The organism is Paenirhizobium selenitireducens ATCC BAA-1503 (assembly GCF_000518785.1).
GTDB lineage: Bacteria > Pseudomonadota > Alphaproteobacteria > Rhizobiales > Rhizobiaceae > Allorhizobium > Allorhizobium selenitireducens.
Genome location: NZ_JAEG01000001.1, coordinates 592,601 through 604,967, shown reverse-complemented (window position 1 = coordinate 604,967; position 12,367 = coordinate 592,601). Strand labels below are relative to the sequence as shown.

10 protein-coding genes are annotated in these 12,367 nt (G+C 64.0%); 4 read left to right on the top strand and 6 right to left on the bottom strand.

All coding sequences use genetic code 11. From position 1 onward, the window contains the following. Positions 1-25 precede the first annotated feature (25 nt). Entirely contained in the window at positions 26-2,416 is a 2,391-nt protein-coding gene (locus tag L867_RS24445) for a putative bifunctional diguanylate cyclase/phosphodiesterase (protein WP_051438781.1), read from the bottom strand. Positions 2,417-2,689: 273 nt separating this feature from the next. Between L867_RS24445 and L867_RS0102995 the strand changes: the two genes are divergently transcribed. Then, on the top strand, positions 2,690-3,451 hold the full coding sequence (locus L867_RS0102995; protein WP_028735505.1) for a TylF/MycF/NovP-related O-methyltransferase: 762 nt from the start codon (positions 2,690-2,692) through the stop codon (positions 3,449-3,451). A 12-nt stretch (positions 3,452-3,463) separates the two neighbouring features. Here L867_RS0102995 and L867_RS0102990 read toward each other — a convergent pair whose 3' ends face one another. Both L867_RS0102990 and serB read right to left on the bottom strand, forming a co-directional pair. Beyond that, complete coding sequence (locus L867_RS0102990) at positions 3,464-4,015, bottom strand: GNAT family N-acetyltransferase (protein ID WP_028735504.1); 552 nt, start codon at positions 4,013-4,015, stop codon at positions 3,464-3,466. Positions 4,016-4,034: 19 nt separating this feature from the next. After that, entirely contained in the window at positions 4,035-4,925 is an 891-nt protein-coding gene (gene serB, locus L867_RS0102985; RefSeq protein ID WP_028735503.1) for a phosphoserine phosphatase SerB, read from the bottom strand. Position 4,926: 1 nt separating this feature from the next. Here serB and miaA point away from each other — a divergent pair, with 1 nt between their 5' ends. Then, positions 4,927-5,817, top strand: a complete 891-nt coding sequence (miaA, locus tag L867_RS0102980; RefSeq protein ID WP_028735502.1) for a tRNA (adenosine(37)-N6)-dimethylallyltransferase MiaA — start codon at positions 4,927-4,929, stop codon at positions 5,815-5,817. 15 nt (positions 5,818-5,832) lie between these two features. On the opposite strand, the gene L867_RS24440 is transcribed toward miaA, so the two are convergent. Then, complete coding sequence (locus L867_RS24440; protein ID WP_051438780.1) at positions 5,833-6,423, bottom strand: cysteine hydrolase family protein; 591 nt, start codon at positions 6,421-6,423, stop codon at positions 5,833-5,835. A gap of 104 nt (positions 6,424-6,527) precedes the next feature. After that, on the bottom strand, positions 6,528-8,744 hold the full coding sequence (locus L867_RS0102970; RefSeq protein ID WP_028735501.1) for an ATP-binding protein: 2,217 nt from the start codon (positions 8,742-8,744) through the stop codon (positions 6,528-6,530). A 346-nt stretch (positions 8,745-9,090) separates the two neighbouring features. Between L867_RS0102970 and L867_RS0102965 the strand changes: the two genes are divergently transcribed. Then, on the top strand, positions 9,091-10,869 hold the full coding sequence (locus L867_RS0102965; RefSeq protein WP_028735500.1) for an acetolactate synthase 3 large subunit: 1,779 nt from the start codon (positions 9,091-9,093) through the stop codon (positions 10,867-10,869). A gap of 22 nt (positions 10,870-10,891) precedes the next feature. Next, positions 10,892-11,464 carry an acetolactate synthase small subunit gene (gene ilvN / locus L867_RS0102960; protein WP_028735499.1) on the top strand — a complete coding sequence of 191 codons (573 nt, stop codon included), beginning with the start codon at positions 10,892-10,894 and terminating at the stop codon, positions 11,462-11,464. 339 nt (positions 11,465-11,803) lie between these two features. Here ilvN and L867_RS28190 read toward each other — a convergent pair whose 3' ends face one another. Then, positions 11,804-12,274, bottom strand: a complete 471-nt coding sequence (locus tag L867_RS28190) for a metalloregulator ArsR/SmtB family transcription factor (RefSeq protein WP_408605947.1) — start codon at positions 12,272-12,274, stop codon at positions 11,804-11,806. Positions 12,275-12,367: the final 93 nt, after the last annotated feature.

Genomic DNA, 12,367 nt, shown 5'->3' with positions numbered 1-12,367 from the left:
CGGTCGCTTGCCGATGGCGGGCGTGTCAGGCGATCTGGCGGATCGCCCGAGGTTGACGTTCGTTCGTCAGAAACCGCTCCATATCTTCTGCCGGCATGGGCCTGCCGATCAGATATCCCTGGATCTCGCCGCAGCCGAGGGTCTGCAGGATGTCGTACTGCGCTTCGGTCTCGACGCCTTCCGCAGCCAGAGACATGCCAAGGTCGTGCCCGAGCCGGATGATCGCATCGACGATAGCGCGGCTGTCGCGATTGGTTTCGATGTCGGAGATGAAGGACTGGTCGATCTTCAGCTTGTCGAAGCGATATTTGCGCAGATAGCTGAGCGAGGAATAACCCGTGCCAAAATCGTCGAGGGCGACGCGCGCACCGAGGGCTGTGATCGCGACAAGCGTCGATTCGACCAGCGTGTCCGTCTTCAACAGAAGGGATTCTGTCACTTCCAGCTCGAGGCGGGCCGGCGGCAGGCCGCTGTCGCGCAGTGCGGCGGCGATGCCGGCATAGAGTCCCGTGCCGGTGAACTGGCGGGGCGACAGGTTGACGGCGATCCGCACCGGCTCGGGCCAGGAGGCTGCGGTCATGCAACCCTCGCGGATGACCCAGGCGCCGATCTTCTCGATCAGGCCGATGTCTTCGGCGATCGGAATGAACTCCGTCGGGCTGATCGCCCCGAGGGTCGGGTGGTGCCAGCGCAGGAGGGCTTCGGCGCAGACCACCTGACCGCTGCGGCTGTCGACCAGCGGCTGGAAGTGCAGCGTCAGGGATCTGGCCGCCACGGCGGCGCGCAGTTCCTGTTCTATCAGGTTGCGGCGGCGTGCGGCGGCGTCGAGCGATGTGTCGAAGAAGTGGAAGCGGTTGCGGCCGTCCGCCTTGGCGCGATAGAGCGCAAGATCGGCGTGGCGCATCAGGGCGTCTGCGTCGCGGCCGTCGAGCGGGGCGCAGGCGATGCCGATCGAGGCGCCGATGCGGGCGGTGCCGGACGTCAGTGGGAAGGGTTGGGAGAGCGCGTTGACCAGCCGGTCGGCGAGAATCGCCACGGCGCGCGGGTCCTGCATGGAGGTATGGATGACGGCGAACTCGTCGCCGCCGAGCCGGGCGAGCGTGTCGGTTTCTCCGCAGACGGATTGCAGCACCTTGGCCACCTCGCGCAGCAGCTGATCGCCGGCGCCGTGACCATGCGTGTCGTTGACCTGCTTGAAGCGGTCAAGATCGAGCAGGAGGATGGCGAAATGCTCGTCGAAGCGCTCAAGACGGTCGATCGCCCGGTTGAGGTCGTCGTTCAGCAGTACCCGGTTGCCGACGTCGGTGAGACTGTCGTGGCGCGCCATGTATTCGATGCGGCGGCGGGCCTCGCGGGCCTGGGTCACGTCGCGGCCGACGCCGCGATAGCCGATGAACCGGCCTCCGTCGTCGAACATGGCCTTGGCGCTGAGCGACCAGACGCCCGGTTCTCCGTTCTGCGAGACGCAGAGCTCGAAGTCGCGGAAAGAGGCGTGGCTGTCCAGTTGCAGGCGAAGGGCATCGGCGTCATTGAGATTCTGCAGCACCCGGCAGGTGCCGCCGCTGCTGCAGGGCAAGACGTCCCAGAGTGGTCTGCCGAAGGTTTCGGCCTCGGTGCAGCGGAGCTGCTCGAAGAAGCGGGACGAGGCGCGCCGCAGGACAAGATTCCCGTCGATCCCCCAAAGCCAGTCGGCGGCATTCTCCTCGAAGTCGTTGAGCAGCAGACCGATGACGTCGCGCTGTTCGTCGGCGGCGATCTGGGCGCGAACCCGGATCGTCAGGTTTTCGCAGAGCGCCAGCGAGGAACGCACGATGATCGCCGTGTAGATGACGTAGAGCGCCAACAGGCTGATGCCGACGGCCTCTGCCGCGACGCTCAGGGCCAGCAATGACCCCATTCCCATCAATACGCTGAAGGTGATCGCGGCCGGCGGTATGGTCGCGAGCGCGAAACCGCCGCCGCCTATCATGCCGACCGTGATCGCGACGATCACGAGCCGCTGGTCGTCCGTGGCGTGCAGATAGAACAGCAGGACCAGCGCAGCCCACAGGCCGCTCAACAGCACGGCGTAGATCACTGCCCGGCGGGCACCCCGGAGAGAAGCCGTCTGGCGCGGGGGAAGGTTTCGGTTGCGGAACCAGGTCCAGCCGGTGACGGCGGCAATCAGAACCACGAGTGACGCCCAGGCGGCGACCCAGGGAAGCCGGTCGCTGTCGGCAAAGGCAATGAGCGCGACCACTGCGTTGGCGATGTTGGCAGCCATCATCCATGGCGTATTGCGTAGAACGGCCGCCATGCGCACGGCCCGGATGCGGCCGGCCTCGGCCTCGGTCTGGCCGGCTTGGCCGAGACGCAGAAAGGCGCCGCCGAGGGAACGGAGGTTTTGGAGAAACCGGGCAGGATCGATCGTGTTCATGGATATTAGAATAAATGCAAGAACTTAAAAGCCCGTGAAACCGCGCGGACCGCGGATGGCGCATGCAAACAGCGTGAGCGGATGATTAACGCCGGCCGCATTGTTGCAAAACGCGACAAATCAGGGCTTTGCACAGTCGATGAAGCTCACAGCCTGGGACAAGTTTCGCTGCCTAGGGTCCCTTCAGCACATAGACGCAGCGACGACGACTCAAGGTCCATCTTCGATGGCGGTGTCGACCGGACGCGACCAGGCGGGAGGCGCATCGGACACATGAAGGACACTTTTTTCTACCCCTCGGATGGCGAGAGCAAGTTTTTCAACAAGCTCAACGAGATCACCACCCGCTGGCCGCACGACGTGCGCCATTATCTCGATCTGTTCCCGACCTATGTCAGCCGACGCTCCTTCATCCGGCAGCTGGCACATTACGAGTTGTTCAAGCTCACCGTGGAACTGCCGGGACACTATGCCGATTTCGGCGTCTACTACGGCAAGTCCTTCTTCAGCTGGCACAAGTTCATCGAGGTCCTGACCCCGACCGCCACCCACAAGAAGGTCATCGGCTTCGACAGCTTTGCCGGCTTTCCGAGCCTGCATGAAGAGGACGGCGTCCACGACGCGAACGTGCAGAAAGAAGTCGGGGGCCTCAGCTCCGAGAATTTCCTCGACGAGTTCCGCGAACTCCTCAAGCTGCACAACGAGGACGGCGTGCTGCCGACCGGGCGCGGCCAGATCGTCGAGGGCGATATCTCCAAGACCCTGCCGGAATGGCTGGAGCAGAACCCGGAATCGCGCTTCTGCCTGATCAATGTCGATGTCGACATCTACGAGCCGACCAAGACCATTCTCGAGCATTGCTGGGACCGGCTGGTGCCGGGCGGCGTGCTGATCCTCGACGAATACGCGACGAGCAAATGGCCGGGCGAGACGCGGGCCTGGGACGATTTTGCCCGCAAGAACGGCATCGTTGCTCCTGTGAAGCGTTTCCCCTGGGCGAATGCGCCGGGCGGCTACATCGTCAAGGGCGCCTGAGCGCGCCCTTGTTCAAACCTCGGGATGGCTGATCCGGTAAAGGACGTGACGTCTCAGATGCGGATGGGTGTCGGGCACCCGCGGATGGTCGAAATCGCGCTGCGCGTCGTGGCGCATGCCGAGCCTTTCCATGACTGCGGTCGAGCGCCTGTTGGCTTCAACCGCAAAGGAAACGATTTCGGATAAGCCCTTGGTCGCGAATCCGAAATCGACAAGCGCGCGTGCCGCTTCGGTGATGTAGCCCTGGCCCCAGAAACGGGTGGCGAGCCGCCAGCCGACCTCGACGGTCGCCTCGGGCAGGATCGGGGCGAGGTCTGGCTTTGACAGGCCACAGAAGCCGATCGGCTCGGCACTCTGCTTCAATTCCACCGCGTAGCAACCGAGACCCGTCTCGTCGATCATGGCACGCATGCGCTGCATCATCGCGTCGGCTTCCTCCGGGGAGCGGCGGAAGGGAAAGAATTCCATGACCTTGGGATCGCGGTTGATCTCGCGAAACAGGTCGCGGTCGTCGTCCCGCCAATTGCGCAGAACGAGCCGCGGCGTTTCGAGGATCAATCCCATGGCCGCTCTCCGTTGTGGCTCAGGGCGTGACGAAATCGGTCTTGCGATAGCCCTGCAGGTAGAGCAGGGCGGTGAGGTCACCGTGATCGATGCGGATCTTCGCCTGGGCGGCGACCGAGGGCTTGGCGTGCAGGGCGACGCCGGAGCCTGCGAGTTCCAGCATGCCGAGGTCGTTGGCGCCGTCGCCCACCGCGATCGCCTCGTGGGTGTCGATGCCGAGGCGCGCGGAGATGTCGACCAGGGCATCGACCTTGGCCTGCTTGCCGAGGATCGGTTCGGCGACCTCGCCGGTGAGGATGCCGTCCTTTTCCAGCAGGATGTTGGCGCGGTTCTCGTGGAAACCGAGGCGGGCGGAGATTGGTGCGGTGAACACGGTGAAACCGCCGGAGACGAGGGCGGTGTAGTGACCCCTGGCCTTCATCGTGGCGATCAGTTCGAGGCCGCCGGGGGTCAGCGTGATGCGCTTTTCGATTACCTCGTCGACCACCTTGATCGGCAGGCCCTTCAGCAGCGCGACCCGTTCCCGGAGCGCCGGCTCGAAGGCGATCTCGCCGTTCATGGCGCGGGCGGTGATCAGCGACACCTTGTCCTTGAGGCCGACTTCGGCCGCCAGTTCGTCGATGCATTCCTGGCCGATCATGGTCGAATCCATGTCGGCGATCAGGAACTTCTTGCGCCGCGTGTCGGCGTCCTGCACGGCGACGTCGATCTTCTGATCGCCGATCAGCGCGCGAAGCTCCGCTTCGGCGGCCTTCTCGTCGGTGCCGTCCTTCAGCACGATGTCGCAGGCGATCCCGTCGGCGAGCCAGTAGAGACCGGAGGCCGCGAGGCTTTCGGCGGCGCGCTCGGCAAGCGCGGGCTCAAGGATCGGATTTGACGGATTGGCGAGAAGCGTGGCAACGAAGGCCATGATGGAAAATCCTGAAAACGACAGCGACGCGATCCTGATAGCCGGGCCGACCGCCAGCGGCAAGTCCGCGCTCGCGCTGGAACTGGCAAAGCGGCACGGCGGCCACGTCATCAATGCCGACAGCATGCAGGTCTACGACACGCTGAGGGTGCTGACCGCGCGGCCTTCGGAGGCGGAGATGGAGGGCGTGCCGCATCATCTCTACGGCCATGTGCCGGCGGGTGCCACCTATTCGACCGGCGACTGGCTGCGGGAGGTGGCGGCGCTGGTTACGGATCTCAAGGCAAAGGGCGCGCTGCCGGTGATCGTCGGCGGGACCGGGCTCTATTTCAAGGCGCTGACCGGCGGGCTCGACGAAATGCCGGCCATTCCGGCGGAAATCCGTACGCGGCTGCGTGAGCGACTGATCGCGGAGGGGGCGGAGGCGCTCTATCGGAAGCTCGAAAGCCGGGATCCGGCCATGGCCGTGCGGCTCGGCCGCCAGGATGGACAACGCATCGTGCGGGCGCTGGAAGTGCTGGAGGCGACCGGCCGGTCGATCGCCGACTTCCAGGGCCGGTGCGGGCCGGTGATCGTCGATCCTCAGCGGGCGAGGAAGATCGTCAAGCTGCCGGACCGCAAGCTGTTGCACGAGCGGATCAACCGGCGGTTCGGGCGGATGTTCGACGACGGCGCGGTCGCGGAGGTCGAGGCGCTGCTGAAGCTCGGGCTTTCGCCGGACATGCCGGCGATGAAGGCGATCGGCGTATCGCAGATCGCCGCCCTGCTGCGGGGCGAGATGACGCCGGATCAGGTCGTCGATCAGGCCTCGGCCGCCACCCGGCAATATGCCAAACGCCAGATGACCTGGTTCCGCAACCAGATGGACGAGAGCTGGGAGAGGATCGGCTGAACGGATACGATTGAACTAAACCTCGGCGGACAAGGCGGCGCCCAGGTCGTTTACTGCGGGCAGTCCTGCCAAAATCTCGGCAACCGGCGTCAGGCGGGCTATCTTTCCGTCCATGTAGGAGAGCGACATCTGCGCGTGCGCGTTGTCGTAGGAACCGATGCACTCCTTGGCGAGGACCACGCGAATATCGCGCTGGTAGGCGTCGATTGCCGCCATTCTCACGCAGGCATGGGTGTTGATGCCGCAGATGGTGATTTCGTCCACGTCGCTCTGCAGCAGCAGATCGTCGAGACCGGTGCGGAAGAAGGCGCTATAGCGCTTCTTGACAATCACACTGTCATCGGACCTGCAGTCCAGGTCCGGATGCAGGCGAGCGCCGCGGGTTCCCTCGATGCAGATCCTGACCTGGCGATCACGCATTTCGAGAAAGGCATCGCTGAGGTCGGGACGGAATTCCTGCTTCACCCAGATGACGGGAAACTGGCGTTCTCGGAATGCGCTCGCCAGTCTGTTCGTATTGGAAACCAGGACCTCGACCGTCTGGCGATCCCAATGGTCCAGAAAGTCGTTGAGCAGATCAATGATAAGGAGGCAGCGCTGGGTCATCGTGTGATGATGGGGACATCGCACGAATTTTTTGTGACAGATCCGCTTCAGCTGCGAGGGCGGGCTCCTAAGCGATAGCAAGACCGTCAAGACGATCTCGCCCGTCAATCCTTGCGGTAGAGGCTCGACAGAGGCTTCTTCAGGATGCTCTCGCGCAGCGAAGAACCCGGTTCGCGCCGGATCGACGGGGCGGGTTCGGTCCGGTCCAGTGGCGGTTGCGGCTGGGTCCGGGTGGCATAGGGGTCGCGGACCGTCTCCGACGGATCATCGAGCCGGCGGCCGTAGCGGGCGGGCTCCTCCGACAGTGCGGTGCGCGGCAGCATGTCCGGGCGGTAGGGTTCGGTGGGCGGGGTATCAAGCCGCGGCCTATCGAAATGGGTGGCGTCGGGCTGCGGGGTATCGAGCCGCGCGGACGGACGCTGAAATGCCGGCTCCGGCTGGCGGACGACCGGCGGGGTCGATTGCGGCGGCGGCGTCATCAGCGCCCGTCGGATCTCCTCGAAGCTCGCATCGTGGCCGAGACTGGGCATTGCCTCGCGTTCGGGCGTGACCGCTCTTGGCGGTTCATCCGCCGCTCCGTCCGGCGCATATTCGTCCGCCTCGTCGACGCTTGCGGGCTGGCCTGCATCGAAGCTCTGCTGGAAGGCGGAAATGTCGGGGCCGGCAATGGCGCGCATGCGGCTGACGATGGTGCGCAGATCGACGGTGTCGGGGCTGTCGTCGGAGACCTTGGCGGTGACGCCGTTCGCCTTCGGCAGGTGGCTTTCGTCGACGCGGGAAAAGCGCATGCGCATCGGCACGGCAATGGCCTCGCCGAAGGCGATCGCCTCGCCGTTGCCGATCGATGAGATGAAACTGGTGGTGGAGATCGACGAATCCGGGATCGCCGAGCGGATGATCTCCTGGTCGCGGTCGTTGGCAAGACGCATGGCGAACAGGGTAGAGCACTGCGACAGGATCGTCTGGTCGAGCTCGCCGGGGCGCTGGGTGATGATGCCGAGCGATACGCCGTATTTACGACCTTCCTTGGCGATGCGGGCGATCGCCTGGCGGGTCGGAAAGAAGCCGAGATTGGGATCGGCGGGTACGTAGCGGTGGGCTTCCTCGCAGACGACCAGCATGTGGATCGCGCCGTTCGACCAGAGCGCCAGCTCGAAGGCCATACGGCAGAGAACGGAGGCGACGGAATTGACCACTTCCGACGGGATGCCGGCGAGCTGGAAGGTCGCGATCGGCCGATCGTCTCCCGGAATGCGGAAGATATGGGCGATCGTCTCCATGATCGTGTCGCTGATCGTGTTGTTGGAGAACATGAAATGGTAACGCGGGTCGTTGATCGCCGCCATGACGCGCATCTTCAAGGAGCGCAGCATGGGCTTTTCGCCGCGTCCCTCGAGCCGGCCGATGCGCTCGTCGATCAGCGCCAGAAGATCGGCGATGCGGTAGGGCACCGGGGTGTCGGCGGTGATCGAGCTCTTGTCGCCGGAGCGGCGCATCAGCGCGCTCTCATTGCCGCGGAAGGCCCGCTTGGCCTCCGGCATCAGGTCGCGCAGGATGTCGAGTTCTTCGGCGACCGGCGGGCGGCCGCGGAACAGGACTTCGGCGAATTCCTCAAGCCGCATCAGCCAGAAGGGCAGGTCCAGCGTATCGGTGTCGATGACGACGGCGTGTTCGGGGAAAGCGGCGGCGAACTCGTTGTGCGGGTCGAGGATCAGCACGCGCAGCTTCGGATCGCTCTCGATCGCCTTGCGCAGCAGGAGCGAGACGGCGGTCGATTTGCCCACGCCGGTCGAGCCGACCACGGCGAAATGCTTCGACAGCATGGATGGGACGTGGATCGTCGCGTCGATGCTCTCGTCCTGAGTGAGCTTGCCGATCACCGCGGTGTCGCCCTTGCGGGTATCGTAGATGCGCAGCAGGTCGGCGGCGCGGATGCGATGGGCAATGGCGCCGAGATAAGGATAGCGCGAGATTCCGGTGGAGAAGAGCTCGCTGCCGTCGTCGCCGACATGCACTTCGCCGAGCAGTTCGACCTCGATGAGGAAGGTGTTGTCCTCGCCTTCGCCCCAATTCTTCGTGCCGGTCTGCATGGAATAGGCGAGCGCCACGACGCGGTTCTTGCCGACGGTGATCGAGATCAGCCGGCCAACCGACCAGAGTTCGGTCAGATCCGTGCCGCCGGCCTCGGCTATTGCCGCAATCGTCGCGCGCGAACCGTTGCAGGCGACGACGCGGCCGAGGAAACGGTTTCCCCGTGCCATTTGGTCGCGGCGTTCCTGCTCGCCGGCCTGCCCGGATGTCTGGAGGTCATCGTTGCGCAATATCTGCTCCCTGATCGGGCCGCAGTCTAATGCCCAAGGCTTTAACAGGGGGTATAATTATACGCGATAAGTTTGCAGATCTGCCCGATCTGCGGGCGTTCGGTCCGGTTTTTAGGCTCGTCCGCGTTGACGCCTGCCATATTTCTGTCTATCACTTCTTCCCATGAACAATTCGCAGATCCTTATTGTGGTGGGAAAGCGCATGGGCAGGGTGGTGTAACCACCCGGCGACAGCCACCCATGCGCAGACAAACAGGCTCCTCAAAGGGGCCTTTTTTTATGGCCGAAACCGGGGTAGCACCCCTTCAAAGACAATCCAGCAAGACAGAATGAGACGGGAAGAGGCATGACGGGCAAAGACAATCAGATGACGGGCGCCGAGATCGTCCTCAAGGCGCTGAAGGACAATGGGGTCGAGCATATCTTCGGCTATCCCGGCGGCGCCGTGTTGCCGATCTATGACGAAATCTTCCAGCAGGACGACATCCAGCACATCCTGGTGCGCCACGAGCAGGGCGCCGGCCACGCGGCCGAAGGCTATGCCCGCTCCACCGGCAAGGTCGGCGTCATGCTGGTGACCTCCGGCCCGGGCGCCACCAATGCGGTGACGCCGCTGCAGGACGCGCTGATGGACAGCGTTCCGCTCGTCTGCATCTCCGGCCAGGTCCCGACCTCGCTGATCGGTTCCGACGCCTTCCAGGAATGCGACACCGTTGGCATTACCCGGCCGTGCACCAAGCACAACTGGCTGGTCAAGGACGTCAACGATCTCGCCCGCATCATCCACGAGGCCTTCCGCATCGCCCAGTCCGGCCGTCCCGGCCCGGTCCTGGTCGACGTGCCGAAGGATGTGCAGTTTGCCACCGGCACCTATACGCCGCCGTCCAACCACATCATCCAGAAGAGCTACCAGCCGAAGGTGCAGGGCGACATCAACGCCATCCGCGCAGCCGTCGAGCTGATGGCCAATGCGCGTCGGCCGATCATCTATTCGGGTGGCGGGGTCGTCAATTCCGGGCCGGAAGCCTCCAAGCTGCTGCGCGAACTGGTCGAGCTCACCGATTTCCCGATCACCTCGACCCTGATGGGCCTCGGCTCCTATCCGGCCTCGGGCAAGAACTGGCTCGGCATGCTCGGCATGCACGGTTCCTACGAGGCCAACATGGCGATGCATGACTGTGACGTCATGGTTTGCATCGGCGCGCGCTTCGACGACCGTATCACCGGCCGCCTCAACGCGTTCTCGCCGAACTCGAAGAAGATCCACATCGACATCGATCCGTCGTCGATCCACAAGAACGTCCGGGTCGACGTGCCGATCACCGGCGATGTCGGCCATGTGCTGGAAGACATGGTCCGCCTGTGGCGGGCGCTGCCGAAGAAGCCGGACACTACCCAGACGGCCGAGTGGAAGGAGAGCGTCGAGAAGTGGCGGGCGCGCAATTCCTTCGCCTACACGCCGTCCAAGGACGTCATCATGCCGCAATACGCGATCGAGCGGCTGTCGGCGCTGACGCAGGGCCGCGACACCTACATCACCACGGAAGTCGGCCAGCACCAGATGTGGGCGGCGCAGTATTTCGGCTTCGAGGAGCCGAACCGCTGGATGACCTCAGGCGGTCTCGGCACCATGGGCTACGGCTTCCCGGCGGCAATCGGCGTGCAGATCGCCCATCCGGAAAGCCTGGTCATCGACATTGCCGGCGATGCCTCGATCCAGATGTGCATCCAGGAAATGTCCTGCGCCGTGCAGTATGAAGCGCCGGTCAAGATCTTCATCCTCAACAACCAGTACATGGGCATGGTCCGCCAGTGGCAGCAGCTCTTGCACGGCAACCGACTGTCGCACTCCTATACCGAGGCGCTGCCGGACTTCGTCAAGCTGGCGGATGCCTATGGCGCGGTCGGCCTGCGCTGCGAGAAGCCGGACGATCTCGACGACGCCATCCTGGAGATGATCAACGTCAAGAAGCCGGTGATCTTCGACTGCCGAGTCGCCAACCTTGCCAACTGCTTCCCGATGATCCCGTCGGGCAAGGCGCACAATGAAATGCTGCTGCCCGACGAGGCGACCGACGAAGCGGTGGCCAACGCCATCGACGCCAAGGGCCGCCAGCTGGTTTGACGATTGAAATAGGAACAGAGACATGAACGCACATCAGCAGCCCACCGGTTCGGCCTATTTCATCGCCAAGGAAACCGCCGCCGTCGAAAGCCATACGCTGTCGATCCTGGTCGACAACGAGCCGGGCGTGCTCGCCCGGGTGATCGGCCTGTTTTCCGGCCGCGGCTACAACATCGAAAGCCTCACCGTCTCGGAGACCGAGCACGAGGCGCATCTGTCGCGCATTACCGTGGTGACGCGCGGCACGCCGAGCGTGCTCGAGCAGATCAAGGCGCAGCTCGAGCGGATCATCCCGGTTCACCGGGTGGTGGATCTCACGGTCCGCGCCCGCGACCTCGGCCAGGAACGGCCGGTCGAGCGGGAAGTGGCGCTGGTCAAGGTGGCCGGCACCGGCGAGACCCGCGCCGAGACGCTGCGTTTGGCCGACGCCTTCCAGGCCAAGGTCATCGACGCGACGGTCGAGCACTTCATCTTCGAGATCACGGGCAAGTCGTCGAAGATCGACCAGTTCGTGGCGATCATGAAGCCGCTCGGCCTGAACGAGATCTGCCGCACCGGGATTGCCGCGATGAACCGTGGCCCGCAGGGCATGTGATAGGCCGCAACGTCGCGAGAAACGGGAACGGGCGCCTACGAGGCGCCCGTTTTGCTTTCGCAGAGCCTATGCCGTCCGCAGATGGAGGTCTCTGCCGTCGATCTTGTCGGACGAGTTGTGTCCGTTTGTCTTCTCCCGATCGGGGAGAAGGTGGCGCGTAGCGCCGGATGACGGGGTCTTGATTGCGTGGATGGTGGCTTCGCCCCCCTCATCGCCTCGTCCTGAGCTTGTCGAAGGGCGCTCGGCACTTCTCCCCGATGGGGAGAAAAGGGAGATACAAGACGGGCGCCTTTGCGTCTGTCAGCTTGGGTTGAAGACGAATGATGGTGGGATAGCTGCCTAGAACATCGACATCTGGGCCGGTGCCGGCTTGGCTCTTGCCTCGCCGGTTTCAGCCTCGGCATTTTCCGTTTCGATCTCTGCAACCTTGCGGGGTTTCGCATTGTCGACACCTGCGGGCCTGGCAGGCTTTGTCTTCGCCGGCGGCGGCGTTTGCGATCCGGCCGCGCCAAGCTCCTCGACGAAACCGACGAGCACCTTGTCCAGCATATCGCGCACGAGGGCATAGTGGACGAACTGGCCACGCTTTTCGCGGCTGATCAGGCCGGCGGTTTCGAGGATGGTGAGGTGCTGGGAGACGGATGGTTTTGCCATGTCGAAGCGCGAGGAGATTTCGCCGGCGGTGAGGCCGGAGGCGGCGAGATGCTGGAGGATCGCGCGGCGCGGCGCGGCGGCCAGCGCTTGGAAAACCTGCTGTGTCGTCCGCGCCATGTCGATCCGCGCGGTCTTTACTGAGCGGCTTTTCTTCACGTGTCAGGATCCCCGTTTCTTTCCCGGCTCGGCGCGAGCGCAAGTCTCTAATTAGCTATTTTCCTAATTGCCGGCCTTTTCCTCCGGCAGTCA

What these genes read in the sequence shown, in the direction of transcription:
- L867_RS24445 (WP_051438781.1), bottom strand. Translation starts at nt 2,416, where the DNA reads ATGAACACGATCGATCCTGCCCGGTTTCTCCAAAACCTCCGTTCCCTC.
- L867_RS0102995 (WP_028735505.1), top strand. Translation starts at nt 2,690, where the DNA reads ATGAAGGACACTTTTTTCTACCCCTCGGATGGCGAGAGCAAGTTTTTC.
- L867_RS0102990 (WP_028735504.1), bottom strand. Translation starts at nt 4,015, where the DNA reads ATGGGATTGATCCTCGAAACGCCGCGGCTCGTTCTGCGCAATTGGCGG.
- serB (WP_028735503.1), bottom strand. Translation starts at nt 4,925, where the DNA reads ATGGCCTTCGTTGCCACGCTTCTCGCCAATCCGTCAAATCCGATCCTT.
- miaA (WP_028735502.1), top strand. Translation starts at nt 4,927, where the DNA reads ATGGAAAATCCTGAAAACGACAGCGACGCGATCCTGATAGCCGGGCCG.
- L867_RS24440 (WP_051438780.1), bottom strand. Translation starts at nt 6,423, where the DNA reads ATGACCCAGCGCTGCCTCCTTATCATTGATCTGCTCAACGACTTTCTG.
- L867_RS0102965 (WP_028735500.1), top strand. Translation starts at nt 9,091, where the DNA reads ATGACGGGCAAAGACAATCAGATGACGGGCGCCGAGATCGTCCTCAAG.
- ilvN (WP_028735499.1), top strand. Translation starts at nt 10,892, where the DNA reads ATGAACGCACATCAGCAGCCCACCGGTTCGGCCTATTTCATCGCCAAG.